Here is a 25,775-nt window from a genome sequence, read left to right on the forward strand (position 1 = left end):
TAAAATAAGATAAATAAATAAGGCTTCTCTAGAGAAGCCTTATTTATTTATCTTTTCCATTTAGCCCTCAACAATCGTTTTTAGATCTGCTGGAGAATAATTGATGGATTTTAAAGTTTTGTTATCAGCAGTTCTGAATACTAAAAACTTGCCATCAACTTCTTTGTAATAAGATTCTACACCCTTCAATTTATAGTGTTCTTGGGTAGCAATTGCTTCCGCTTCGTCTTTACATGCTTTACTCATGTTAGAACGTTGAACCTCATCAAAAAGGGCCGAGAATTTATCTTTTAAGCCAAATTCCAATACTGCGCCGGCAAGTACATATTGGATGTCACATAGTGCATCTGCAATCTCTACCAAATCTTTATCTTGTATAGCTTCTTCTAATTCTTTTAATTCTTCAGCAATCAACGATACCCTTAAAGCGCATCGTTGTTCAGATGGAATAGTAGGCGTGTCGAGGATGGGATGTTGGAATGTTTTATGGAATTCCGCAACGGAAGAAAGTGTTTTCGGATCAGTCATATTCTTTGTTTTTTTATTTTAAAGAGCAAATATAAAAAAATAAGGACGGTTAACTGAATGACCGTCCTTTATTTTTATTGATATCCTTGAGCGATTAAAGGAGATGCTTTAATTGCACGATTTCTCGTTCTTCTAGGTATCTCCAACGGCCACGAGGTAAGTCTTTTTTAGTCAGATTGGCATATACCACACGATCTAATTTAACTACTTCATATCCTAAAGATTCAAAAATACGGCGTACGATACGATTTTTTCCGGAGTGAATCTGGATGCCGACTTCGCGTTTTGATCCGCCTTGTACATAGCTCAAATCGTCTGGTTTGATCACACCGTCTTCTAATTCGATACCAAAGTTAATTTTGTTAAAATCGCCTTGTGTAAGGCTTTTGTTTAGTTCGACATTATAGATTTTGCTGATGCTGTTACGCGGGTGCGAAAGCTTTTCGGCAAGGCTTCCATCATTTGTCATTAAAAGGAGTCCAGTCGTATTTCTATCAAGGCGACCGACAGGATAGATTCTTTCTTTGGTTGCTTTAGAAACAAGTTCCATCACCGTATGACGCTCTTGGGGATCGTCTGTAGTCGTGATATAATCTTTTGGTTTGTTCAATAAAACATAAACATTTTTTTCACGTTTCAAGCGTTCGTTGTTGTAGCGGATTTCATCTGTTGCCGGGTCTACTTTAGTACCCAATTCGGTAACAGGTTCTCCATTTACCCAAATGACACCAGCCGTGATAAGTTCATCTGCTTTACGTCTTGAACAAATGCCAGCATTAGCGATGTAACGATTCAAACGAACTAAGCCGTCGTCTTCTGACTCCGCAGCTTTTTTCTTCGGACGTTTAATATATTGTTTTTCACCAAAGTTCTTGTTATCATCGAAATTTCGACTTCTTTCTCCGTCGAATTTTCTGTTTGAAGACCTTGGACCGTCATTTCTGTCGTTACGTTTGAAGCTATCTTTTTTGTCAAAAGAACGTTCTGATCTGTCGAATGACCTTGGACCGTCATTTCTGTCGTTACGTTTGAAGCTAGCTTTTTTATCAAAAGAACGTTCTGATCTGTCGAATGACCTTGGACCGTCATTTCTGTCGGTACGTTTGAAGTTATCTTTTTTATCAAAAGAGCGTTCTGATCTGTCGAATGACCTTGGACCGTCATTTCTGTCGGTACGTTTGAAGTTATCTTTTTTGTCGAAAGAACGTTCTGATCTGTCGAATGACCTTGGACCGTCATTTCTGTCGTTACGTTTGAAGTTATCTTTTTTGTCAAAAGAACGCTCTGATCTGTCGAATTTATTGAAGGAATCTTTTTTATCAAAAGATCTAGAAGAATTATTTTTATCAAATGGACGAGATCCTCTACCGAATGATTTTTCTGAATTATCTTTTGAACGGGAGGAATTATTATCTTTTTGGAATGATGGTCTGTCTGAGAATTTTTTAGATCCGAATGATCTATTTTCACGATTATCATCTTTTCTGAAAGATCCTCTTTCAGAAGAGTCGTTTGACCCGTATGATTTTTTTCCGAAACTATTGTTCTTGTCGCTTCTAGATTTGAAGCTGTCTGAGTTGCCTCGTGACTTTCTGGAGTTGTCATCACGACTGTTCCTTTTATTGCTGAATGGCATTGTGTTTTACTAAAAATGTGAACAGCAAAGTTAGGTATAATTTTGGGTTTTGCGAAAAAATCCTTATCTTTTTCTCTTTTCCTGAATTTACTTCATTTTTAAGCTAAAAAGCCGCTTAAAAGTGCTTAGCAGGTAACTATTTGTTTTTTAAATAAATAGTGTTTACCTTTGTACCCTTGAATTTGAACCAAGCTATTTTTTGATCGATTAGACTCGTGGATAAGATAGCATTAAGGGAGTAAATGATAAGAAAGAAAGTTTTATGTAGTAGTGTAATTTTATTTGCTTTATTGCTGTCGAAATTATACTCAACCCCACACAACAACGCTTCGAACGGCGGTAAGATCGCCGAGCCAAAGCTTATCTTAATTCCAGCTCATTCTGGAAAAGATGAAGAGAAGAAAGAAAAAAGCAATTCGTTGGAATCTTATATGAATTCCTTGACATTTGCTGAAGATTCCTTACCTATGGATCGTCCGCTTGTGGAAAGTAAATTGCGCAAATTTTTCAATCGATTCTCGTTTAAAAAGACAGGATCATACGATATGCATAGAAAGGCAGAGACCTATTTGCCGATGATCGCTAAGATCCTTAAATCACATGGTATTCCGGAGGACTTTAAGTACATTCCATTGGTGGAGAGTGGGCTCAGTAAGGCTGTAGTCTCCTCCAAGGGTGCAGGTGGTTATTGGCAATTTATGCCTGCAACAGCCCGTTTGTATGGATTGAGAGTCAATGGTAAAGTCGATGACCGGAAAGATCTTGTTAAATCAACACATGCTGCTGCCAGATACCTTAAATATCTGTATGCCCAATTTGGAAACTGGACTTTGGTGGCTGCTGCATACAATGTCGGTGATGGTAGTCTAAAGGGCTCCATGAGGAGGCAAAAAAAGGACGACTATTTCGCGTTGAAGTTGAATAATGAAACCGGTTCTTATGTATACAAGCTTGTTTCAATGAAGGAAATTATTGAACATCCGCAGAAGCATGGCTATTCGCGTTATGCAAATAAAGAATCGGAAACCTTAGATCAGGAACCCAATATGCTGTAAAATCAGCTGAATTACAATAATGTCTACAGTGCAATAGAAAAGGCTTTCCGATTTTGAAAGCCTTTCTATTGCACTGCGTTTTTAAGTCGTATATGATCGATGCATTCTTATCTTAAATCGACTATATCGAATCCTTTGTAATCATTCTTGTTAAATACGAATAGATTTTCTGATAGTGCCTTATTTCCCTGTTGTGAAGCTAATGTATAGGTATAGCGGTTTCCACTTTTATCAAATATAGTGGTATCGTAGATCAAATTTGTTGCTTTATTGATGCGCAGCTTTATCTTTGAATAGTTTTTTTTGCTATCCACTGGGGTTAAATTCACGACATTCAGTGTAAGTCCATTGACCTTTTCGGCATTGGTCAATGTATACTTAAAACCAGTCGTATAGAAGCTAAAGATGTTTGTTGCGTTGATCTCATTGGTCGAATTGCTGGCTTCTGAAATTTCAACTTCTTTTTCAGCTTTCATGATATTCCACTGTGTTTTGGCGTCTGATATCAATACTTGATTTTTGGTGTTCACCTGATATTTGTTGTTAGCCTTGTCCAGGTATAGGGTTCCAGCATCTGTATGTGATCCTCCGCTCGCTTGTTTAATAAGCAATGAGAAGTTGGCCTGTATTGTCTTGTATGTATTGTACTTTTGGCTCACTTTTGTCAATAACGCCTTAGCAGCCGCATCATTTTGTGCATAGCTGTTTTGACTGTACATCATAAATAGCAGCCCTACAATAAACCATAATTGTTTTTTCATTTTAGTTGTCCTTTTTTAACGTCTCCAAAAATTGTTCTAATGAATACTCATCTGGATAGAGCACTTCGCGTGCTTTACTACCTTCAAATGGACCTACAATTCCTGCAGCTTCCAATTGATCGATGATTCGTCCTGCTCTGTTGTAACCCAATTTTAATTTACGTTGGATTAATGAAGTTGAGCCTTGCTGATGCATGACAATCAATCGGGCAGCTTCTTCGAACAATTGATCGCGGTCTTTGGGATCGAAATCTGTACTGCCAGAACCATCACCGTTTTCATCTACGTATTCCGGAAGCATAAATGCCGAAGGATAGCCTCGTTGTGCACCGATGTAGTCTGAAATCTGTTCAACTTCAGGCGTATCGACAAATGCACATTGGATACGTATCAGATCACTTCCCGTTGCCAGCAGCATGTCACCTCGACCAATCAACTGATCTGCACCTCCCGTATCGAGAATGGTCCGTGAATCGACTTTTGATAAAACACGGAATGCAAGACGAGCAGGGAAGTTGGCCTTAATTGTACCGGTAATGATATTAACAGATGGTCTCTGGGTCGCTATGACCAGGTGAATGCCCACTGCACGGGCTAATTGGGCCAAACGCGCAATTGGTGTTTCTACCTCTTTTCCTGCTGTCATCATCAAGTCGGCAAACTCATCAACAATAAGAACGATATAAGGTAAGAATCGATGACCCTCCTGAGGGTTTAATCGGCGATTGATAAATTTTGAATTATATTCCTTTAAATTACGTACCTGTGCATTTTTTAACAAATCATACCGCTGATCCATCTCTATACATAAGGAATTTAGTGTGTTAATTACTTTTTTAGTATCGGTAATAATGGCATCTCCGTCATCAGGTAATTTCGCAAGGAAGTGTCGTTCAACTTTTTTGAATAAAGAGAGCTCCACTTTTTTAGGGTCAACAAGCACAAATTTGAGCTCAGCCGGATGTTTTTTGTACAGCAAAGAGGTCAAAATGGCATTAATACCGACTGATTTACCTTGGCCGGTAGCACCTGCAACCAAGAGGTGGGGCATTTTCGCTAAATCTGCAATATACACTTCATTGGAGATTGTTTTACCTAACGCGATAGGGAGATCCATTTCTGTTTTTTGAAACTTTTCAGTAGCGAGTACCGATCGCATGGAGACCATCTCTGGATTGGAGTTTGGGACTTCAATACCGATAGTTCCCTTTCCGGGCATAGGTGCAATAATGCGGATGCCTAAAGCAGCAAGACTTAAGGCAATGTCATCTTCCAAATTCTTAATTTTTGAAATCCTTACCCCTGGTTTTGGTATAATTTCATACAAAGTTACCGTTGGCCCTATGGTTGCTTTGATGCTTTCGATCTCAATGCTATAGTTTCTCAGGGTATCAACAATCTTGTTTTTGTTTGCTTCGAGTTCGTGTTGATTGATTGTTATTTTACCCCCACCATAGTCTCTCAGTAAATCCAACGTTGGGTGTTGATAACCTGAAAGATCCAATTTTGGATCATATTGTCCGAATTGCGCTACAAGGTCGCTGGCGGTGATTTCTTTTTCTTCTTTGATATCTTCCACAACAAGACCTGGCACTGCTTCGATTTCGAGTGATGGTTCAGGTTCTTTCTGGGACGGAGTTGCAACAGCTGGCGGTTGGTATTCACGTATTAGCGGTACTTCTGCGTCTTCGAATTCTTCACTCGGCTGGTCAATTGTAAAACTGATAGATGGTGTATGATCTGTTCGATCCATCGGGCTATCATCAAATGATAGTACCACTTTGTCTTTCGGATCAATTTGTACATCAGGAATTGGATGGTGGGTAAATGCAGGGCGTTGAAGCTCTTCTTGGACTTCCTTTTCACGGGCAGATTGAAAACGTTCGTTGATGGATGTCGGCCGTTGGATAGATTCCCGGACAGATTGGATGGAATCATCTTCAATATGAATTTTGTTCCTTAGGTGTTGTGTAGCGTATTCATCTTCGTCCTCCTGATCTATATCTCCCGAAAATGACCTGGATTTTCTATTACTGAAAAGAACAAATTTGAAATCGAGGTTGTATAGTAAGATTAATGTGGTGAGGTATGCAAAAGCTAATATACACCCAACGCCGACAATGCCAACTTGTGCTTCCAATAATTTATTGGTCCAAAAGCCAAATTTACCCTCGAGCATATGCGGAGTGTCGGCCATAAATCCATGTAAGAAGCCCAGTGTTACGGAAATAAAAACGATGGCAACAAAGGAATAGACCACAGCACGGTACAATGGCAGCAAAGATTTTTTAAACAGCAAGCGATAGCCTAAAATAAAGATCACTGGGATAAAAAGAAACGATGCGACACCAAACCATTCGTACATGAACTGGTTGGCAAGCAATGCCCCAAATTTTCCTAATTTATTATCGACAACAGGTAGATCCACCGCTTCATCATTGATCTCTTCTACAGACCGGAATAATGTAGACCAGCCGCCATTGGTTTTGGCGATATAACTTTGATCGTCTTCCCAGGTGAATAGATACGAAACGAAAGCTGTGGCAAAAGCCAAAGAAAGCAAGATCAATAAAATTCCTAATATCTTGACCGCCTTTTGCTGTGCATCAGAATAATCTGTTGGTACAGTGTTTTTTAGACTTTTTTCTTTTTTAAATGTTGTCGATTCCTTTTGAGAGGCACGTTTGCCAGAAACTGAATTTCCTGTCTGCCTAAATGTATTTCCTTTGTTTGACATTGAAAAGCTCACAATTATACTGCTTACAAACTTAGTTATTTTGATAGTATTTAAGGATTTCTATGATCTATTATTTTAAGTTTGTCGTTTTTTATGAATGAATAAATTTAGATGTCGCTAAAAAGCGTGATAGGTATAAGGACTAGCAAATACTATGCCCTGCAAATGGGTCGGATAAAAGAATGGTGAATAGAGTTGCAGTAAAATATGTAGTTTTACGAAAAAATACACGAGATAGCATGAATAAGTTTGAGATACGTAAAGCTACATTAGCTGATAAAGGACGAATTTGGGAGATCATACAGCAGGCGATTGCCTTAAGGAAGGAACAAGGCAGTAGGCAATGGCAAGATGGGTATCCGAATGAGGATGTCGTGCAGTCGGATATTGATAAAGGATATGGTCATGTCGTTGAAGTAGCGCATAGGATTGTAGGTTATGTTGCAATAATTTTTGATTTGGAGCCTGCTTATGATGATATTGATGGGAAATGGTTGAGCAATGGTCCCTATGTCGGTATACACAGACTTGCCTCGGCGCAGGATCCTCATATAAAGGGTCTAGGAACGGCTATTATGCTGGGGGTTGAGGAGATTGCAATTGACCATTCGGTTTATAGTATCAAGGTAGATACTAATTTTGATAATGGTGGTATGTTGCATGTGTTTCAAAAATTGGGATACCAATATTGTGGTGAGGTGCATTTTAGGGGCGCGTCACGTAAAGCTTTTGAAAAACTATTGAAATAATCCGCTCAATTTTTTTATAGTGAAAAAACAGCTTTTGACCGCATAACAAAAAGTCCCTTTTGATTTGTTCAAAAGGGACTTTTTGTTATGCTTATGGATTATTAAATCAGGATATTGCTGATCACTAATCTGCGATAATCAGGTAATAATTCTTTTTACCGCGTTGTGCAACAATATATTTATTGTTTAGCAGGTGATTGATTGTAATGGAGGCGTCAATATCCGTAGCCTTTTCTCTATTGATAGAAACTCCCCCGCCTTGTAGCATTTTTCGGGCTTCGCCTTTTGAAGGGAATACTTGAGTCTGAACAGCCAGTAAATCAAGAATATTGATTCCTGCAGCGAGATCTGTACGAGCGATCTGGAATTGCGGAATACCTTCAAATACATCTAGAACAGCCTCATGATCTAAGTTGTCCAAGAATTCTAAGGAACCATTTCCAAAAAGAAACTCAGAAGTTTTGATCGCTGTTTCATAAGCTTCTTCCGAGTGAGTGCGAATGGTGATATCTTTTGCCAATGCTTTTTGAACTACACGTAGATGAGGTGCGGCATCATGGTTTGCAATAATAGCCTCTATTTCACTCTGAGGTTTTAGCGTAAAGATTTTGATCCAGTTTTTAGCATCATCATCGGACGTATTCAACCAAAATTGGTAATATTTATACGGAGAAGTTTTCTTTGGATCTAGCCATACTGCCCCAGATTCTGTCTTTCCAAATTTTTGGCCATCCGCTTTTTTGATCAATTGTGTGGTGATGGCATAGGCTGTTCCTTGATCCTGACGACGAATCATTTCACTTCCTGTTACGATATTACCCCATTGATCAGACCCACCCATCTGAATTTTGCAGTTGTGGTGCTTCCAAAGGTAATAGAAGTCATATCCTTGAATCAATTGATAGGTAAACTCTGTAAATGAAAGACCATTATCGCCTTCTAAACGTTTTTTTACAGAATCTTTTGCCATCATATAGTTAACGGTAATCATTTTACCAATATCACGGATAAAGTCCAAAAATTTAAAATCTTTAAACCAATCGTAATTATTAACCATTTGGGCATCATTTTCACCTTCTCCAAATTCGAGAAATTTGCCTAACTGTTTTTTCAGACAAGCTACATTATGCTGTAGGGTAGCTTCGTCCAACAAGTTACGCTCTGCAGATTTGAAAGAAGGGTCTCCAATCATCCCCGTTGCTCCTCCAACCAAAGCAACCGGCTTATGGCCCGCATTTTGGAAATGGATCAAGGTCATGATTTGAGTTAAGTGTCCTACGTGTAGAGAGTCTCCTGTGGGGTCAAAACCGATATAACCAGCGACTTTTTCCTTATTTAGTAAGTCTTCAGTTCCCGGCATAATGTCTTGTAACATGCCTCTCCAACGTAATTCTTCTACAAAGCTCATTGTTAAATGGATTTAATTTTTTAATTTACAAGATGCAAAGATAGGAGATTAAGCGTATATTGAGCGAATAAATCCGTATAAAACCACACGCTAATAAGCTGGTATGAATTTTTTATCACATTTTTATTTTGAACGGTTTGCCACTAATCCCGAACGTATTGTAGGTGGATTACTACCCGATCTATTAAAGAATGCTGATAAATCTTTTATGCTAAAGCCTCGTCAGTATGAAGATGAGCTTTTGAATAATCCTTTATTGGAGCAAATGTATATCGGTTGGAACCGTCATATTGAAGTGGATCGACTTTTTCATAATTCAACTTATTTTTTTCATCATACGCATCAGCTCAAGTTACAAATTCAGCCGAGTTTGGTGGGATTGCCTATCCGGCCTTCCTTTATGGCACATATTGGGCTAGAGCTGTTGTTGGATCATATACTCACACAAAAGAGCGCTGTTTCTATCGATAAATTCTACGCCGCGCTAATACACGTCAACCAAGATGCCCTGCGAAAGTTTTTGGCAATAAATCAACTTCATGACATTCCGAAGTTTGAAAAATTCTATCATCAGTTTATAGACTGGAAGTATATTTACGACTATGCACAGGTGGAAAAAATTGCTGGGGCGCTTTTCAACATTTGTAAGCGATTGTGGCATTTTGACGTTTCAGCGCAGCAAAGACAGGCACTTACCCAACAGCTGATTTCTTATCTGCATATACAGATGGCCGATTATCAGGAAATTTACCAGTATATTCAATATGAGCTGATGGACTTTAGTTAGCCTATCAGAAAATACCAATAGTATAAGACCTTGAAAATATTTATTTTCGCATAATTTTAAGTATCAAAACTAAATTTACATGTCACATAGACTTTTTCGGAAGAAAAGTGTTGATCAGATTCTCCATGACACTCAAAAAGAAGAGGGAACAGGCCTTGCAAAGGTATTGGGTGTAACAGATCTGGTCTCTTTGGGTATCGCCGCCATTGTTGGAGCTGGAATCTTCAGCACAATTGGATTGGCCAGTTATGAAGGTGGACCTGCAGTATCACTTCTCTTTGTTTTTACAGCTTTTGCCTGTGTTTTTACGGCATTGGCTTATGCGCAATTTGCCAGTACAGTTCCTGTTTCGGGCTCGGCGTATACCTATGCTTATGTGGCATTTGGTGAATTGTTTGCCTGGATCATCGGTTGGGCATTGGTTTTAGAGTATGCTGTTTCGAATACGGTGATTGCGATTTCGTGGTCGCAATATTTTGTCTCTATGCTGGAGGGCTTTGGTGTTCACATACCGCCTTGGTTATCCATGGCTCCAGGCTATGCTTACGATGCTGTAGACAAGATGAACCAGCATGGTGCGGCTGCTTTAACTGCAATCGATCAGCATGGGTTAGATGCTTTTAACAGTGCTCCGCGAATAGGAGGGCTACCTATTATTTTCGATTTACCAGCGGGGGTCATTACATTTTTGGTCACATGGTTGGTTTATATCGGTATAAAGGAATCTCAAAAAGCGAGTATGATCATGGTGATGATCAAAGTTGCTATTATTCTGGCGGTAATATTCGGTGGAATATTCTTCATAAAGCCCGAAAATTGGACTCCCTTTGCACCTAATGGCCTCAAAGGTGTACTCGGAAGTGTTGCCGCGGTTTTCTTTGCTTTTATCGGATTTGATTCGATATCGACGACTGCCGAAGAGTGTAAAAATCCCCAGCGCGACCTGCCTAAAGCCATGATTTATTGTTTATTGATTTGTACAGTACTCTATGTAGCCATAACTTTGGTATTGACAGGAATGGTCAATTATACAGAATTGAATGTAAAGGATCCGTTGGCTTTTGTCTTTAAGTACGTTGGCTTTGATCATATGGCGGGAATTATATCGGTGACTTCTGTAATTGCCATCACTAGTGCCTTATTGGTATATCAACTGGCTCAACCAAGAATCTGGATGACCATGAGCAGGGATGGTCTGTTGTGGAAGAAATTTGCAACAATCCATCCCAAATATAAAACGCCTTCTTTCGCTACGGTCGTCACGGGATTGGTGGTAGCCATCCCGTCGTTATTTTTTAAAATGGACTTCTTTGTGGATTTGACGAGCGTGGGCACCTTTTTTGCCTTTATCCTTGTTTGTGCAGGTGTATTGTATATGGACTATTCCGGCTTGTCTGCAAAGTCGAAATTTAAGGTTCCGTATATCAACGGTAAATATGTAGTTGGTGGGGGACTGTTGATTGCTATTGTGCTCATTTTTATCTACGGCCAGGGAACGGTGCAGGAATGGAAATCGCTGTCGGCACTTGAAATTATAGAACATAAAATGCTCGTCATTATATTTTGGCTGATTTGGCTCGGGCTAAGTGTTTACAGTTTCAAAATGAATTTTTCTTTATTGCCTGTTGTTGGCATCTTGATCAACCTGTATTTAATGACTGAATTGGGGGCCAGTAACTGGATTATATTTGTGATCTGGCTCGTGGTCGGCTTGGCTGTGTATTTTATGTATGGCTATAAACATTCTAAGTTAAACAAGTTGACGCGAGTATAATACTTGACAATCCTATTCAAAAAAGGAGCTATCTTTCGTAAAATAGCTCCTTTTTTGAATCCTGTATGTCGTTATTAGAATCTCCATAGGAGGATCCGGCTTACTTTGTTGCCTTGTTCCATGCGGATCACCTCCGTCTCTTTTACATTTATTTTCTTTAGTTTGTGTTGTAGAAAGCGAATGTCTTCACGATGTGCCACTAACGTCGTGAACCATTTTACTTGATCTTTGTGAAACTGGCTTTCAAAGATCATGCGTGACAGGAAGGCTTTTTCACCACCATCGCACCATAATTCGCTTCCCTGCCCAGAAAAAGTTTGTGTGACTGGTTTTTCGTCTATCTTAGCATCTTTTATACCGGTGGTTTTGCGGATGGATTGTTGTAAAGCCTCGGTTTGAGAGCTAAAAAATGGCGGGTTACAGATCACTGCATCGTATTTTTCACCTGGAAGGATGATATCTTTGAATATGGCCTTTGGATTATTTTGCAAGCGTATTTGTATGCTCTTTTTCAGGCTCATGTTTGTTCGTGTTATCTCGATTGCATTTTTGTATGCGCTCTTAATGATTTCGGAACCTACAAAGCTCCAGCCATATTCCTGATGGCCGATGATCGGGTAAATACAATTGGCACCAACACCGATATCAAGGATATGGATACTTCCGCCTTTTGGAATTTCATTGTTGTTATCGCGCGCAAGCACATCCGCGATATAATGAATATAATCAGCGCGGCCGGGAATAGGAGGACAAAGATTCTCTTTGGGAATGTCCCAGTGTTGAATGTGATAGTATTTCTTTAGAAGCGCCTTGTTTAATGTCTTCACGGCATCAGAATTGTTAAAATCGATGGATTTTACATTGTAAGCATTTTCTATTACAAATTCCTTGAGCGAGGGTTCTACTTTGCTCAGTTCTTCAAAATTGTAGTTATCGAGATGTCTATTTCTAGGATGTAATTTCTTTTTTGGATTAGCGTCTGCCATGATGTATTATTTGCAACAAAAGTAATGCAATTCTATTGAATAAAAAAGGTGATGCCAAAGCATCACCTTGAAACGTATTAATCTTTGCGTATAAGATGGACTTCTGAAGTTTGTGGAAAGTTGAGCGGTACGCGCTCTATGGTAACAAAACTGGAATCCAAACCGAAACCTTTTTCTTCGGATAAACTCATTTTTTTGAGGTAACCATAGATGTCCATAATAACCTTTTCAATCCAGGTCATCTGATTGGTTTTGGAAAGTACCTTTTCTAAGACAACAAATTTGAAATCGCCTGGTATATTATGTTTCCGTAAGGTATCGTACTGGCTGGTAATGTCGATTTCACCCTTTTTCACCATTTCTTCCACAACTTTTCTAAACAATAAACTGATGCGTTGTTCTTCTCTAAACCCAAGTTTGAAATCGATTCGTATTAACTTGCCAGGAATAAGTTGATCGATTGAATATTCTTTGGTGTGTGGATGATCCATCACATCAACATGTACCAGCCAATATACGTCAGCCCGCTTTGGTTTTTTATTTATAATGGAATAAATAATTTTTGCTTCTATCTCTGATTTAAAATTTGCGCTTGTTAGGTACACTAAATGCGATGCATATGGTGGCACAGATTTGTCTTCGCTTAATTCTGAGATGATGGGGTAATATTTGTTGATATTGATAAAGTTGACATAGCGATTTTTAATTTTCCGCGCTGTATACCAACAGTACATCGTTACGAATAATGCTGTGGCAAGCATCAGGGTTAACCAGCCACCATGGGCAATTTTTACACCATTTCCTACTAAGAAAGTTAACTCGATGACAAAGTAGGCGATCAAGAATATAGCAATCACTGCACGATTGACTTTTTTCATTGACAGAAAATAACCCATTAAAACTGTCGTCATCAAAACGGTTAGATTGATAGCGAGACCATAGGCTGCATCCATTCGGCTTGATTCTTCGAAAACCCAGATGACAATCATACAGCCTATCCATAAAATTAAATTGATGGAAGGAACATACAGCTGTCCTTTATGTTCGCTTGGATAGCGAATAGCAACTTTAGGCCATATATTCAATCGTACTGCTTCCGAAATTAAGGTATAAGATCCGGATATCATGGCTTGACTCGCTATGACAGCAGCAATTGTCGCTATAGCGATACCGTAGCCGATAAACCAATCGGGCATGATCGAGTAGAAGGGGTTTGCTCCCCCTAGGACACGTCCCTCCTGGGTCAATAACCAGGCACCTTGTCCGAAATAATTTAATATCAGTGTGATCTTTACATAAATCCAGCTAATACGAATATTGTTTTTACCACAGTGCCCCATATCGGAATATAAGGCCTCGGCTCCGGTAGTGCATAAAAACACGGCTCCAATCAATAATAGCGAATGCGGGTAAGTAATCAGAATATGAAAGGCGTAATAGGGATTGATTGCTTTCATCACCTCCGGTGCAAGGTGGAGATGGGATAAACCAAGCACGCCAATGATTGAAAACCAGATGGTCATTAACGGTCCAAAAACCTTTCCAACAACGGATGTTCCAAATCGCTGAATAATAAATAACAAAGATATGATTGTAACAACGATAGGAACTGTAGGTAATCCTGGGAATTTGATGTCTAGACCTTCAATAGCCGAAGATATGGTGATGGCAGGTGTGATCATTCCATCAGCCAAAAGGGTGGCTGCACCTATCATCGCAGGAAAGATTAACCAAGGCGCCCGCCTACGTACCAAAGAATAAAGGGATAAGATTCCACCCTCACCTTTATTGTCTGCCCGTAATGTAATCCAAACGTATTTAACGGTTGTTTGGAGTGTCAGTGTCCAAAAAACGCAGGATAGTCCTCCCAAGACCAGGTCTTTTTGGATGGCTCCTTGTCCCATGATTGCTTTGAAAACGTATAATGGGGAGGTTCCTATATCTCCAAAAACAATTCCTAAACTGATCAATAATCCGGCGAAACTCACCTTATTGATACTGCTGTGATGACTATTGTCTGCCATTTGTCAAGTATTTTATTTCAAAATATACTGCAAAAATATACTTTTTGCCTGTACTTTAAGTAGGTACATTTGCTGCGCCAAATTTTAGCATTTCATTTGACATGCGCAAGAGCTGTTAAAATTTGTTAAAAGAAACTTAGAAAGGCTCTTCTTGATAAAAATCTTTTAAACAAAATACTAACTTTGTTGTTGATAATTCAAATAGTTAGCGTTATATTTGATTAAACCGTAACCAGTATTTGAAGTCTAATTTAACACTATGGGGAGAAATCTACTTAAAGCAGCTTTTTTAACACTATTATCCGCACTGACATGGTGCAGTGAAGGGGCGCGGGTGTATGCAAAGTCTCCTTATGACCATACTTTTTCGCAACACATTTGGGACGGCATTGAGTCATTCGGAAGTGACAAATCGATCAAAGAGACCGAGAAACTGATCAATAATGTTAAGGTATTCTATAATCCGATTGCAGAACAAATAAACCTTTCTTTTAAATTGGCAAAATCTTCGGGTGTTTCTATCAAAGTTATGGACGCATTAGGCAATGAGATTCTTCAATTAATGAATGGTAATCTGGATTCAGGAATTCAAAATCTTTCTTTTGAACATGGTGGAAAATTAACCACAGGATTTTACTTCGTAAGGGTAGTGGCTGGTTCTGAAACTGTTGTTAAAAGATTTTCTATCCGATAGGGAGATAATTTACGGCGTAATTCGTTAGTATACAAAAACAGCAGCGGGAATATTTGATTCCCGCTGCTGTTTTTGTATAGTTTTAGTTGTGGCTTTAGTCTTGTAATTCTTCGATCCAAAGGCCATCATCTTTAATGATCTTGATCAATTCGTCCAAGGCATGTGCAGAACTCACATTTTTCTTGACAACCTGCTGCCCTCTATACAAAGTAACTTTATCAGGTCCCGCTCCAACATAGCCGTAGTCTGCATCAGCCATTTCACCAGGGCCATTAACAATGCAGCCCATGATACCAATTTTTAAGCCTTTTAAATGGTTCGTGCGGCTTCGAATCATCTGGGTAGTTTCTTGTAGATCAAACAAGGTTCTGCCGCAACTTGGGCAGGATATATATTCTGTTTTGGATATTCTGGATCGCGTTGCCTGCAATATTCCGAAAGATAATGAGGCTATGTTTTCCAATGCTGTCGCAGGAGATTCAATCCAGATTCCCGATCCTAAGCCATCGATCAATAGCGCGCCTAGATCTGTCGATGCATAAAGCTGTATTTTGGAAATAGGTTCTTCGGGATTCATATATTCTCCAATAGGGCCTGAGAAATCTTCTTTTGGATAGGAGCGTTTAATAATGACAGGATTGTTGATGCCTATTTCCTGCAAATTACGGAAAAATTGTCTTTGATCTGCCATGCCGTGCAAGTAATCGGTTTCTACTATAAATACAACCGTTTTGTCAAGCTGTAAAGATTCAAACAGTGGGGTCAACAAATCTGAATTGCAGATTTTGACCATATTCAACACCGCATCTTTATGATCCGATGCTACGAATTGTTCTAAGGTAAAGAGGGGATGTATGTTGGTCTTATCAGCAAGTTTGAACCAAGTGTCGTAGTTATAAATCTGTTTCAGGTTGGCCGGCATGGTGAAAGACGGCAAACTATCAGCGAGATAAACAAAGTCTACAGACTGCTCGCCCATGTGATATTTATCCAATAGGATATCATAGCGATAGCCAACTTTGGCAAGTATCTGGGCGTCTTTCAAATTTTCTTTTGAGATATCAACGACAATCCTGGGAACTAAAGACCCCCCGATGAATGTATTTACTTCTTCGCTGGTATAAGGGACAATGGGTGTGTCTGTGGACAGTTGAATAATTTCTTGTTTGGGATGGAGCTCGAGGTTTGCCTGCCGTCTGCTATATCGATTGACAAGGGCTATTGCAACAGGGGCTTCACGTTCGGGCTCTTCGGTTAACGACACACGTACCGTATCTCCCAGTCCATCCTCCAACAGTGTTCCAATGCCGACGGCAGATTTTACACGACCATCTTCTCCGTCTCCGGCTTCGGTTACTCCAAGATGTAGCGGGTAGTTCATGTTTTCGGAAACCATTTTTTCGACCAACAAACGGTAGGCCTTTACCATGACCTGCGGATTGGATGATTTCATGGAGATACAGAGATTATAAAAATTCAGGTCTTCGCACATCCGGATAAACTCCATGGCCGATTCAACCATCCCTTCAGGCGTATCACCATAATGGCTCATAATTCTGTCGGATAAGGAGCCATGGTTTGTGCCAATGCGCATGGCGGTACCATTTTCTTTACAAATATTGACAAGTGGAGCAAATTTGTGATAGATGCGCTCCAATTCGAGTTTATATTCACCCTCTGTATACGACAGCTGATCGAATTTTTTCTTGTCTGCATAGTTTCCGGGGTTGACCCTTACTTTCTCTACGATACGGGCGGCTACCTCAGCAGCATTGGGGGTAAAATGGATATCAGCAACTAAAGGAACTTGATATCCTCTTCGCCGGAGTTCATTCTTTATATTGGCTAAATTCTGTGCTTCTTTAATACTGGGAGCGGTAATACGAACGTATTCGCAGCCCGCTTCGACCATCCGAATGGTCTGTTCAACTGACCCCATCGTATCCATGGTATCTACCGTTGTCATACTTTGAATACGAATGGGATTATCGCCACCCATTGGGGTATCACCGATTTGAATTTCCCTCGTTTTCCATCTCGAATAATCTACCTTGGAATTGCAATAGATTCCAGGCAATGTCAACATATTACTTGTGTCCATATCTAACACAAAGTTAACTTTTCTTGACTAAAAATCGGCTGTCAATTAATATCTTCTAATTTTTATTGATGCAATACCACCGTTGATGTCAAAATCGAATTTTTGAGTAGCTGTGTCGTAATTTATCGATTTTGCTTCTCCTTCGCTTTTGAGGAAATCACCCTCATAATCTGTAGACGATAACGCATTATCGCTTGTAATACGGCAGGCCGCGTTTTTTGGGATCATGATTTCGATTGAGGACGCTCCGGCGTCCATCGAAATTTTTGTTGTAGCCAGTGGCTGACCCAATTTTAGTTTTAAACTTGTTGCACCGGCATCGATATCTAATGCCTCTATTTTATAGGGCGAAAGATCCAGCTTGGCATCAATAGCGCCCACATCAAAATTCAGGTTCCATACGATGTTAGGGTTTAAAGCAATAAAAGTATTATTATTTTTGCTATTGAAATCCTTGTTTTGGAATTTCCCTTTTAAGTTGATGTCAATTTTTTCGGTAGACTCTCCATGTACGGTTACGCCTAGTAAATATTCTTTTGAGGTATTATATGCCGAGAAGATCTGTGACGTCGTGCTGCTATCATTTCTTAATGAGGTGGCGCCTAGATCAAGATTCAAGGTAGCGCTATGGATTTTATCGTGCAGTGGTACGTTTAGCTTTTCTGTCGTATAGTTCGTTTTATCATTTGGATCATCATTATATTTGACGCCAAGTGTTTTACTTTTTAATAGCTGTGTTAAAAGTGGTTCTTTGGGGGTAGATAGGCCGATGTATGTCAGAAACCCTAAAATGACCACGGTAGAGCCAATGGCAACAAATTGTCCAATCTGTTGATCTCTGGGTACTAGCATACGAATTCCTGCAAGAACGATAAATAGCGGCCAATATCTAAAAATACCTGCCCAATTGAATGAAATTGTGTCAAGCTGTGACAATAATAAGACAACGCCTATAAAGAGAATGGTGATACCAGTTGTTATTCTTCGTGTATTCATAACTAATTCTGTTTGTTAATATATCTCAAAAGTAATTCGATTTGGGAGATACTGTATGAATGTTTAGGCTATTATACATAAAAAATCGGTAAATGTGACCAATTGATCGGTAAGTAATTTCGTTTTTCCTTTACTTTTTGGCTTTTCGCTTGTTTATATATTAGCGGGAATTAATTACCTTTAATGGATATCTCGGCTTAATATAGTCCTATAATTGACGTAAAACATTGAAATTAAATAGATAACATGATCTTTCATCACATTGGTGCATATCTCATACTCCTCAAATCAGTATTTAAAAGACCGGAGAAAGGCCGGATTTATTGGAAGGAGACTGTATTGGCAATGACCGATATTGGTATCGGCTCGCTCGGCCTTATCGTCATTATCTCCACGTTTATTGGTGCTGTTATGACCATGCAAATAGCCTTTCAAATGGTTTCGGACTTGATACCTAATTCGATTATAGGCTCTATCAATCGGGATTCGAATATCTTGGAATTGGGGCCAACAATCTCTGGCTTGGTTTTAATGGGAAAAATTGGTTCGTCTATATCTTCACAGATTGGATCTATGCGTGTCACTGAGCAGATTGATGCCTTGGAAATTATGGGGATCAATGCTCCTGGCTATTTAATTTTGCCTAAAATTTTGGCTGGTGTCACCATGATTCCGATGTTAGTGATTATTTCCATCGTGTGCGCCTTGGTGGGCGGCTTGTTGGGGGGATCCCTTTCGGGAGCTGTTACGCAGGCAGATTATATTTTGGGGATTCAAGATGGCTTTAATGGTTTTACCGTAACGGTGGCACTAGTAAAAGCGGTGGTCTTTGGATTTATTATTACATCGATATCTGCTTACAAAGGATATCATGTGAAGGGCGGGGCTTTGGAAGTTGGGCAGGCGAGCACGGAAGCTGTTGTGGTAGGCTGTATTACCATTCTAGCGGCGGATTATGTAATTACGGCACTAATGCTTTAAAAAGATTTTATGATTCAAATCGAAGATATTAACAAGTCGTTTGGTGATAATCATGTACTGAAAGGTATCAGTGCGAATTTTGAACCCGGTAAAGTAAGTTTGATAATTGGCGGTTCGGGGTCGGGAAAGAGTACCTTACTGAAGTGTATCGTGGGGTTGCATCAACCGGAAAAAGGAAAGGTCATTTTTGACGGTAAAGATTTTACTCGGATGAATTTTGAAGAGCGTGTTCCCATTCGTAAAGAAATAGGTATGCTTTTTCAGAATTCAGCATTATTTGATTCGATGACTGTCGAACAAAATATTATGTTTTCTTTGGATATGTTTACGGACATGTCGAAAGCGGAGAAATTAGACCGGGCAAATCATTGTCTAGAACAGGTGAATCTGGAGGGGAGGAATAAGCTTTTTCCTGCCGAGCTCTCAGGCGGGATGAAAAAGCGTGTAGGTATTGCACGTGCGATCAGTATGAATCCCAAATACCTTTTTTGTGATGAACCTAATTCGGGGCTGGACCCTGAAACTTCTATTGTTATTGATGAATTGGTTTTGAAGATTACTCAAGAATTAAAATGTACAACAGTTGTTGTTACGCATGATATGAATTCTGTGATGGGAATAGGGGAATATATTTTATTTCTTTACCAAGGCGCGAAATTTTGGGAAGGGTCCAATAAGGATATGATGCGCTCGGATGTGAAAGAATTGAACAACTTTGTCTTTGCAAGTCCATTGATGAAAAGTGCTAAGGCCTCAATGGGGGAATAACGCATGAAATTATTGTTTTAGTGCGCCCGATTTTTAGGCGTTGATCGTGCTTAGGATCAAGCGGATTTCTTTTATATTGAAATTTAGCTTAGTTTTGTCGGAAAATTTTGATTTTGGCAGCAACAAATATACAACTATTGACTCCACAGCATTGGAGCGACTATGAACTCATTGATTGTGGTGATTTTGAAAAATTGGAACGCTTTGGTGATTTAATTCTGATCAGACCTGAGCCTCAGGCTGTATGGCCTAAGGCGTTGAGCGAAGCAGAATGGAACAAGCGTTATCATATCAAATTCAAAGGTCGGTCGGCTACTTCTGGAGAATGGTTGAAGAAAAATCCGAAGGTTCAGGATCGTTGGCATATCGAATATAAAAATAGCGACGTGGCCATCAAATTTAGATTGGGCCTGACATCTTTTAAGCACGTGGGGATATTTCCGGAGCAGGCTGTAAATTGGGACTATATTTCGGAATCTGTTCGTTCGTTTAAAACGGAAAAACCGAAGGTTCTCAATCTTTTTGCATATACGGGAGGAGCATCTCTAATAGCGAAAGCTGCTGGCGCGGATACAACGCACGTGGATTCGATTAAACAGGTTGTTACCTGGGCGAATGAAAATATGGAAATTTCTAACTTGGATAACATTCGTTGGGTTGTTGAGGATGCGTTGAAGTTTGTAAAGCGTGAACTGAAAAGAGGTAATACCTATAACGGAATTATTTTGGATCCACCAGCTTATGGACATGGACCGAAAGGCGAGAAATGGAAATTAGAAGACCACATTATGGAAATGATGACAGAGGTTGTTCAGCTATTGGATCCTAAAGAACATTTTTTGATTTTAAATACGTATTCTTTAGGTTTCTCTTCGGTTATTGTGGAAAATTTAATTAAGACTGCTTTTCCAAAGGTTGAAAACTTAGAAATAGGTGAGCTATTTTTACAAGCAACTGCAGGGCCGAAACTTCCACTTGGCGTATTTGGTAAATTCCGTAAGATAGCGAAGTAAGACGGTCAAAAGATTTCTGATAACAACCACGGGGCGCTTAAACAAGCGCCCCGTGGTTGTTATCAGATACAATTTTTTAATATGTATTAGGGCATTACATATGGATGTCCTTCAACCGTAACGATGCGAGTTCCAGCTGCTTTGGGATGGCTGCGATCATGTTCTGTGGGATATGTGATAAATGTTGAACTAGCTCTTCATAGTAAGCAATTCCGGCTTGTAATTGCGCTTTAAATTTGGCTACGTACTTTATCTTTTTATCGTTTATGATGTTTTGATTGTCTGTTACATATTTTTGAATATGATCAATATACAGGTTGAGCTCGTTGATCAGGACAAATGGGCGATTGTTATTGTCAAAGACTGAGATACGGCCATAGATATGGTCGATCATTTCCCGTAAAGTATATTGTTTTTTAAACCAAACGAGATTTGGACCCGGGCAAATGGCTACGGCGGTCTGTTCTTTAGTCTTCTGGATATTGTACTTGAGATAGGCAGGTGCTGCGAGTCCTTCACAAAGACAGGTCTTTTCGGTAATGGCCTCAAAAGCTTTTTCGTATTCAGCAGCAGACAGGTTCTGTTGTGTTAGTTCCTGTATCTTTTGATGTTGATATACGCGTGATGCGGTGCAGATGGGCTTGTCACTGAACTCGGTGTTGGAAATGAGATACTCTTTTTTGCAGGGGCTTCCAGGGCGGCCTTTTTTAATTCGTTCTACCCGAAGGTGCTCAGCGCCACTTTTTCTAAAGTTGTTGAATGGAATCCCTAATGGAGATGCTCCACTGCAGTAGAAGTCTTCTTTTTCGGCAAGTTCCAATGTTTTCAACGTTTCTTGATCTACCGTAGTTGCTTCGGGTACCATTAGGAATGGAGATCCCCAGCCTACAGCGTCAAATCCGTAATAATCTAAAAAAAACTCATGTTCTAAAGCGGTACCCACCCCTCCTTGAACCGTATATTTGATAACGGGAGGTATGGTTAGAAAGCGCTTTTGAGCATTCCAATATTCTTTGTATATCTCGAAAAGTTCGGCTTTTAAACTTTCTTTCTTTTCTTTGAATTCTTGAAGGATTGGACCAAGAAGAAAGCCATCCGTTGCGAAAGCATGTCCACCGCAGTTCAAACCGGATTCTATTCTGAATTCAGATACCCAAACCCCTCTTTTGGCGAGATATTTTGCCTGAATGAGTGCCGATCGGAAATCACTTACTTTGAGTGTTACCTTTTTGTCGAACATACTTTCATTATCAGGGAAGAAAGCTGGCAATTCAGCAAGGTAAGCATATAAGTGTGGATTCATTCCAGCGGAAAGGATAAGTGAAGAATGAAGATTGGAATTTGCAAAGCCACGTAAGGCTGCTAGTGCATCAGAAAAGCGCTCGTCTAATACCTTACCGTTTTTATAATTTATCTTGTCAACTTTGGACATGATATTAACATCAATGTCACCTGCCTTTAGATAAGTGATCAATAAATCTTGGAGTTCGGTCTTAATGGCCAGATTTGTTTCAATTTCCATAGCGTGATACAGCGGCTTGGATGGATGTGAATCTGGTAGAAGCTGAAAGTATTTTGCCAATTCTGAGCCTTCTGTAAAGGGTTGATGTTTTAAGGCTGTAATTTGTTTATTGACCACAAATTGTACCAGATTGAGGTACGCTGTGATTCTATTTGCCCGATAATCTTCTTCAGATGTGAGGATTGGTTGATAGGGGATTTGATATTCTCCACAGTAATAGCAGCGCATGCGCTCGATTAGTTCATCGTCAACGATAGACATCACGGAGGAGATTCCGTACTGGGCAACCTTAATTGCTGAATCGATCGAGAAAGCTAAGCCTAATACGGGGATATGAAAAGTGTGCGTCATTCTTAAATATTTCTTTTACGAAATAATGGAGAATAACGCAAAAAAAAAGTAATGATTGTTTTATGGGGAGATGATTGTAATCACTATTCAAATACAATTGTTTTGTAGTCGTTGCGCATGACACGATCCTCGCTAAGCAGGCGAATTGCCCGGCTTAAAACGGCTTTTTCTATTTCCTTTCCGGCAGTAACCATATCCTTTACTGTGTAGGTGTGGTTGACATGCCGTATATCCTGGACGATGATCGGACCTTCATCAAGTTGGTCGGTCACGAAATGCGCTGTGGCTCCAATAATCTTAACACCTCTTGCATGTGCCTGTTTGTAGGGGTTGGCGCCTATAAATGCCGGTAGGAAGGAATGGTGGATATTCACTAATTTATTCTCAAAAGTTCCAACAAACGCTGGTGATAAGATTCGCATGAATTTAGCTAAAATGATATAATCGAAATGATATTGTTGGATTTGTGCTATCAGTTTTTTTTCGAACGTTTCCTTTGTCAGGTTTTCATGTGAGATACAGTGAAAAGGAATGTCAAATTTTTCTGTAAAAGAGCGTAGCGATTCATAATTGCCAATGACAGCCTGTACTTCGGCTCCCCAAGTTTCGAAATGCTGTCGTACGAGTATGTCTGCAAGGCAGTGATGCTCTTTGGTCACCAAGACAACAATCTTTTTTCGGGTATTGGGGTTGATCTGTATTTGAGCAGACGGAGGAAGTACCTCAGCCAAGGAGTCGGAAAGTTGTTTTTGATCCATTACTAGACCGTTACAGACTACACGCACGAAGAATTTATTGGCTTCTTCATCTACATATTCGCGCATGGTGACAATATTGAGCTGATATTTTGCTAGCGTGTTGGAGATGTTGGCGACTAGTCCAACGGCGTCTTGACATTGGATCAAAATTAAGGTTTGGTTGTACATGAAATTTGGATGTAGGTTATTGAAAAAAAGCGGGCTATGTTAACCCGCTTTTTTTGTTAGTTCTTCTTCAAGGTCAACTTCAACACGTAGATTTTCGACGATATGTTTTTGTCTATCGGGCGTGTTTTTACCCATGTAATATTCTAATAACTGTTGGATTTTATTGTCTTTGGACAAGATAACCGGGTCAAGGCGGATATCTTTTCCAATAAATAAACCAAACTCGGAAGGTGATATTTCACCCAGACCTTTGAATCGGGTAATTTCGGGTTTAGCGCCTAATTTTGCGATTGCTTTTTGCCGTTCTTCGTCGGAATAACAATAAATTGTTTCCTTTTTGTTGCGGACACGGAAAAGGGGCGTCTGCAAAATGGAAACGTGACCAGCTTTGACAAGGTCTGGAAAAAACTGCAAGAAAAATGTCAATAACAACAGACGGATGTGCATGCCGTCGACGTCGGCATCGGTAGCGATTACGATATTGTTGTAGCGTAACCCGTCGAGACCATCTTCAATATTAAGTGCATGTTGTAAGAGGTTAAATTCTTCGTTTTCATAAACAATCTTTTTGGACATACCGTATGAGTTTAACGGTTTTCCTTTCAAACTGAAAACAGCTTGAGTCTGCACATCCCGCGATTTGGTAATGGAGCCAGATGCCGAATCCCCTTCAGTGATAAACAAAGTTGTTTCTTGGTTACGTTCATTTTTATCGCTAAAATGCACTTTACAGTCACGTAGTTTACGATTATGAAGCGAGGCTTTTTTTGCCCTTTCGTTGGCCAGTTTTTTAATACCCGCGATGTCCTTGCGCTCACGTTCGGATTGCAGGATTCGTTTCTGAAGGGCATCTGCCGTAGCTGGATTTTTATGCAGGTAATCATCCAATGCTTTTTTTACAAAGTCATTAATGAAGCCTCTTACAGTCGGGCCTTCAGGACCGACACTTTGGGAACCCAATTTTGTTTTAGTTTGAGATTCGAAAACAGGTTCTTGTACTTTGATGGCGATTGCTCCGATGATTGAAGACCGAATATCCGATGCGTCAAATTCTTTTTTGTAGAATTCGCGGATCGTTTTGACGAGTGCTTCACGAAATGCTGCCTGATGTGTTCCCCCTTGGGTTGTATGTTGTCCGTTTACGAAGGAATAGTATTCCTCTCCATATTGTTGTCCATGTGTCATGGCAATTTCAATGTCTTCACCACGCAGGTGAATAATTGGATAGCGCATGGATTCGGCATCAATATTACGTTCCAATAAGTCTTTTAGACCATGCTCGGAAATAAATTTCTGATTATTGAAATTAATCGTAAGCCCAGAATTCAGGAACACATAATTCCAGATCATGTTTTCAACAAATTCTAGTCTGTATTTATAATTCCGGAAAATGGAGTCGTCTGGATAGAATGTTACCGCTGTGCCATTTCGTTGCGTTGTTTCTTTTTGTTCATCATGGACTAACTCTCCCTTAGCGAATTGCGCGATGCGGGTAATATTTTGCCGATAGGACTGTACGGTGAACTGACTGGACAAAGCGTTCACTGCTTTCGTGCCGACCCCATTTAAACCGACGGACTTTTGGAAAGCCTTACTATCATATTTACCACCTGTATTGATTTTAGAAACAACATCAACAACAGAACCAATTGGAATACCACGTCCATAATCGCGTACGGAAACCTTATTCTCGTTTACCGTGATATCAATCGTTTTACCAGCTCCCATAACAAACTCATCGATGGAGTTGTCAACGACCTCTTTCAATAAAACATAAATACCATCATCATAGGCCGAACCGTCCCCCAACTTTCCAATGTACATTCCCGGACGAAGGCGAATATGCTCTTTCCAATCCAGGGACCTAATGCTGTCTTCGTTATATGTACTCATAAATTTATGTAGAACTTAGCTAACAAAAGTAAAAAAAATAAACTACGATAAGTAGTTTAAAAGGCTAAATTTTTTAGATATCCCC

At 39.7% G+C, this 25,775-nt stretch carries 20 protein-coding genes; 8 read left to right on the plus strand and 12 right to left on the minus strand.

Annotated elements, in window-relative coordinates; genetic code table 11:
- Nucleotides 1-60: 60 nt before the first annotated feature.
- Both QE382_RS05080 and QE382_RS05085 read right to left on the minus strand, forming a co-directional pair.
- Nucleotides 61-528: a pyrophosphohydrolase domain-containing protein gene (locus tag QE382_RS05080; protein WP_046671593.1), complete on the minus strand. Its 468-nt coding sequence runs from the start codon at nucleotides 526-528 to the stop codon at nucleotides 61-63.
- A 94-nt stretch (nucleotides 529-622) separates the two neighbouring features.
- Nucleotides 623-2,164: a pseudouridine synthase gene (locus QE382_RS05085; RefSeq protein ID WP_307184948.1), complete on the minus strand. Its 1,542-nt coding sequence runs from the start codon at nucleotides 2,162-2,164 to the stop codon at nucleotides 623-625.
- Nucleotides 2,165-2,406: 242 nt separating this feature from the next.
- On the opposite strand from QE382_RS05085, the gene QE382_RS05090 reads away from it, so the two are divergent.
- A complete protein-coding gene (locus QE382_RS05090) occupies nucleotides 2,407-3,219 on the plus strand; it encodes a lytic transglycosylase domain-containing protein (protein ID WP_307184949.1) in 813 nt (270 codons plus the stop codon).
- Between the two features lie 107 nt (nucleotides 3,220-3,326).
- Here the strand turns inward: QE382_RS05090 and lolA1 are convergent, their stop codons facing one another.
- Nucleotides 3,327-3,980, minus strand: coding sequence for an outer membrane lipoprotein periplasmic chaperone LolA1 (gene lolA1, locus QE382_RS05095; protein WP_307184950.1), 654 nt, complete (start codon nucleotides 3,978-3,980; stop codon nucleotides 3,327-3,329).
- 1 nt (nucleotide 3,981) lies between these two features.
- Entirely contained in the window at nucleotides 3,982-6,717 is a 2,736-nt protein-coding gene (locus QE382_RS05100; RefSeq protein ID WP_307184951.1) for an FtsK/SpoIIIE family DNA translocase, read from the minus strand.
- A gap of 239 nt (nucleotides 6,718-6,956) precedes the next feature.
- On the opposite strand from QE382_RS05100, the gene QE382_RS05105 reads away from it, so the two are divergent.
- Nucleotides 6,957-7,466 (plus strand): GNAT family N-acetyltransferase, encoded by a 510-nt coding sequence (locus QE382_RS05105; RefSeq protein ID WP_307184952.1) that lies wholly within the window; start codon nucleotides 6,957-6,959, stop codon nucleotides 7,464-7,466.
- Nucleotides 7,467-7,590: 124 nt separating this feature from the next.
- Here the strand turns inward: QE382_RS05105 and tyrS are convergent, their stop codons facing one another.
- Complete coding sequence (gene tyrS, locus QE382_RS05110; protein ID WP_307184953.1) at nucleotides 7,591-8,874, minus strand: tyrosine--tRNA ligase; 1,284 nt, start codon at nucleotides 8,872-8,874, stop codon at nucleotides 7,591-7,593.
- Between the two features lie 103 nt (nucleotides 8,875-8,977).
- Between tyrS and QE382_RS05115 the strand changes: the two genes are divergently transcribed.
- Nucleotides 8,978-9,661, plus strand: a complete 684-nt coding sequence (locus tag QE382_RS05115; RefSeq protein WP_307184954.1) for a hypothetical protein — start codon at nucleotides 8,978-8,980, stop codon at nucleotides 9,659-9,661.
- A 79-nt stretch (nucleotides 9,662-9,740) separates the two neighbouring features.
- Nucleotides 9,741-11,435 (plus strand): amino acid permease, encoded by a 1,695-nt coding sequence (locus tag QE382_RS05120; protein ID WP_307184955.1) that lies wholly within the window; start codon nucleotides 9,741-9,743, stop codon nucleotides 11,433-11,435.
- 74 nt (nucleotides 11,436-11,509) lie between these two features.
- On the opposite strand, the gene rlmF is transcribed toward QE382_RS05120, so the two are convergent.
- Nucleotides 11,510-12,421 carry a 23S rRNA (adenine(1618)-N(6))-methyltransferase RlmF gene (gene rlmF / locus QE382_RS05125; RefSeq protein WP_307184956.1) on the minus strand — a complete coding sequence of 304 codons (912 nt, stop codon included), beginning with the start codon at nucleotides 12,419-12,421 and terminating at the stop codon, nucleotides 11,510-11,512.
- 77 nt (nucleotides 12,422-12,498) lie between these two features.
- Nucleotides 12,499-14,445 (minus strand): KUP/HAK/KT family potassium transporter, encoded by a 1,947-nt coding sequence (locus QE382_RS05130; protein WP_307184957.1) that lies wholly within the window; start codon nucleotides 14,443-14,445, stop codon nucleotides 12,499-12,501.
- Between the two features lie 259 nt (nucleotides 14,446-14,704).
- On the opposite strand from QE382_RS05130, the gene QE382_RS05135 reads away from it, so the two are divergent.
- Nucleotides 14,705-15,139: a T9SS type A sorting domain-containing protein gene (locus QE382_RS05135; RefSeq protein ID WP_307184958.1), complete on the plus strand. Its 435-nt coding sequence runs from the start codon at nucleotides 14,705-14,707 to the stop codon at nucleotides 15,137-15,139.
- Nucleotides 15,140-15,233: 94 nt separating this feature from the next.
- On the opposite strand, the gene ispG is transcribed toward QE382_RS05135, so the two are convergent.
- Together ispG and QE382_RS05145 are read right to left on the minus strand one after the other, a co-directional pair.
- A complete protein-coding gene (gene ispG, locus QE382_RS05140; protein WP_307184959.1) occupies nucleotides 15,234-17,240 on the minus strand; it encodes a (E)-4-hydroxy-3-methylbut-2-enyl-diphosphate synthase in 2,007 nt (668 codons plus the stop codon).
- Between the two features lie 45 nt (nucleotides 17,241-17,285).
- Nucleotides 17,286-18,236, minus strand: a complete 951-nt coding sequence (locus QE382_RS05145) for a toast rack family protein (protein ID WP_307184960.1) — start codon at nucleotides 18,234-18,236, stop codon at nucleotides 17,286-17,288.
- Between the two features lie 246 nt (nucleotides 18,237-18,482).
- Between QE382_RS05145 and QE382_RS05150 the strand changes: the two genes are divergently transcribed.
- The 3 genes from QE382_RS05150 to QE382_RS05160 all read left to right on the plus strand — a co-directional run bounded on the left by QE382_RS05150 (nucleotide 18,483) and on the right by QE382_RS05160 (nucleotide 20,998).
- A complete protein-coding gene (locus tag QE382_RS05150; protein WP_293956721.1) occupies nucleotides 18,483-19,217 on the plus strand; it encodes an MlaE family ABC transporter permease in 735 nt (244 codons plus the stop codon).
- Between the two features lie 9 nt (nucleotides 19,218-19,226).
- Nucleotides 19,227-19,985 (plus strand): ABC transporter ATP-binding protein, encoded by a 759-nt coding sequence (locus QE382_RS05155; protein ID WP_307184961.1) that lies wholly within the window; start codon nucleotides 19,227-19,229, stop codon nucleotides 19,983-19,985.
- 107 nt (nucleotides 19,986-20,092) lie between these two features.
- Nucleotides 20,093-20,998: a class I SAM-dependent methyltransferase gene (locus QE382_RS05160; protein ID WP_307184962.1), complete on the plus strand. Its 906-nt coding sequence runs from the start codon at nucleotides 20,093-20,095 to the stop codon at nucleotides 20,996-20,998.
- A 94-nt stretch (nucleotides 20,999-21,092) separates the two neighbouring features.
- On the opposite strand, the gene QE382_RS05165 is transcribed toward QE382_RS05160, so the two are convergent.
- From QE382_RS05165 to QE382_RS05175, 3 genes are all read right to left on the minus strand, one after another.
- Nucleotides 21,093-22,871 (minus strand): hypothetical protein, encoded by a 1,779-nt coding sequence (locus tag QE382_RS05165; RefSeq protein WP_307184963.1) that lies wholly within the window; start codon nucleotides 22,869-22,871, stop codon nucleotides 21,093-21,095.
- 83 nt (nucleotides 22,872-22,954) lie between these two features.
- A complete protein-coding gene (gene purU, locus QE382_RS05170) occupies nucleotides 22,955-23,797 on the minus strand; it encodes a formyltetrahydrofolate deformylase (protein WP_307184964.1) in 843 nt (280 codons plus the stop codon).
- A 39-nt stretch (nucleotides 23,798-23,836) separates the two neighbouring features.
- Entirely contained in the window at nucleotides 23,837-25,690 is a 1,854-nt protein-coding gene (locus QE382_RS05175; protein WP_307184965.1) for a DNA topoisomerase IV subunit B, read from the minus strand.
- Between the last annotated feature and the right edge of the window lie 85 nt (nucleotides 25,691-25,775).

It is taken from the genome of Sphingobacterium zeae, from assembly GCF_030818895.1.
Classification (GTDB): Bacteria; Bacteroidota; Bacteroidia; order Sphingobacteriales; family Sphingobacteriaceae; genus Sphingobacterium; species Sphingobacterium zeae.

What these genes read in the sequence shown, in the direction of transcription:
- QE382_RS05080 (WP_046671593.1), bottom strand. Translation starts at nt 528, where the DNA reads ATGACTGATCCGAAAACACTTTCTTCCGTTGCGGAATTCCATAAAACA.
- QE382_RS05085 (WP_307184948.1), bottom strand. Translation starts at nt 2,164, where the DNA reads ATGCCATTCAGCAATAAAAGGAACAGTCGTGATGACAACTCCAGAAAG.
- QE382_RS05090 (WP_307184949.1), top strand. Translation starts at nt 2,407, where the DNA reads ATGATAAGAAAGAAAGTTTTATGTAGTAGTGTAATTTTATTTGCTTTA.
- lolA1 (WP_307184950.1), bottom strand. Translation starts at nt 3,980, where the DNA reads ATGAAAAAACAATTATGGTTTATTGTAGGGCTGCTATTTATGATGTAC.
- QE382_RS05100 (WP_307184951.1), bottom strand. Translation starts at nt 6,717, where the DNA reads ATGTCAAACAAAGGAAATACATTTAGGCAGACAGGAAATTCAGTTTCT.
- QE382_RS05105 (WP_307184952.1), top strand. Translation starts at nt 6,957, where the DNA reads ATGAATAAGTTTGAGATACGTAAAGCTACATTAGCTGATAAAGGACGA.
- tyrS (WP_307184953.1), bottom strand. Translation starts at nt 8,874, where the DNA reads ATGAGCTTTGTAGAAGAATTACGTTGGAGAGGCATGTTACAAGACATT.
- QE382_RS05115 (WP_307184954.1), top strand. Translation starts at nt 8,978, where the DNA reads ATGAATTTTTTATCACATTTTTATTTTGAACGGTTTGCCACTAATCCC.
- QE382_RS05120 (WP_307184955.1), top strand. Translation starts at nt 9,741, where the DNA reads ATGTCACATAGACTTTTTCGGAAGAAAAGTGTTGATCAGATTCTCCAT.
- rlmF (WP_307184956.1), bottom strand. Translation starts at nt 12,421, where the DNA reads ATGGCAGACGCTAATCCAAAAAAGAAATTACATCCTAGAAATAGACAT.
- QE382_RS05130 (WP_307184957.1), bottom strand. Translation starts at nt 14,445, where the DNA reads ATGGCAGACAATAGTCATCACAGCAGTATCAATAAGGTGAGTTTCGCC.
- QE382_RS05135 (WP_307184958.1), top strand. Translation starts at nt 14,705, where the DNA reads ATGGGGAGAAATCTACTTAAAGCAGCTTTTTTAACACTATTATCCGCA.
- ispG (WP_307184959.1), bottom strand. Translation starts at nt 17,240, where the DNA reads ATGGACACAAGTAATATGTTGACATTGCCTGGAATCTATTGCAATTCC.
- QE382_RS05145 (WP_307184960.1), bottom strand. Translation starts at nt 18,236, where the DNA reads ATGAATACACGAAGAATAACAACTGGTATCACCATTCTCTTTATAGGC.
- QE382_RS05150 (WP_293956721.1), top strand. Translation starts at nt 18,483, where the DNA reads ATGATCTTTCATCACATTGGTGCATATCTCATACTCCTCAAATCAGTA.
- QE382_RS05155 (WP_307184961.1), top strand. Translation starts at nt 19,227, where the DNA reads ATGATTCAAATCGAAGATATTAACAAGTCGTTTGGTGATAATCATGTA.
- QE382_RS05165 (WP_307184963.1), bottom strand. Translation starts at nt 22,871, where the DNA reads ATGACGCACACTTTTCATATCCCCGTATTAGGCTTAGCTTTCTCGATC.
- purU (WP_307184964.1), bottom strand. Translation starts at nt 23,797, where the DNA reads ATGTACAACCAAACCTTAATTTTGATCCAATGTCAAGACGCCGTTGGA.
- QE382_RS05175 (WP_307184965.1), bottom strand. Translation starts at nt 25,690, where the DNA reads ATGAGTACATATAACGAAGACAGCATTAGGTCCCTGGATTGGAAAGAG.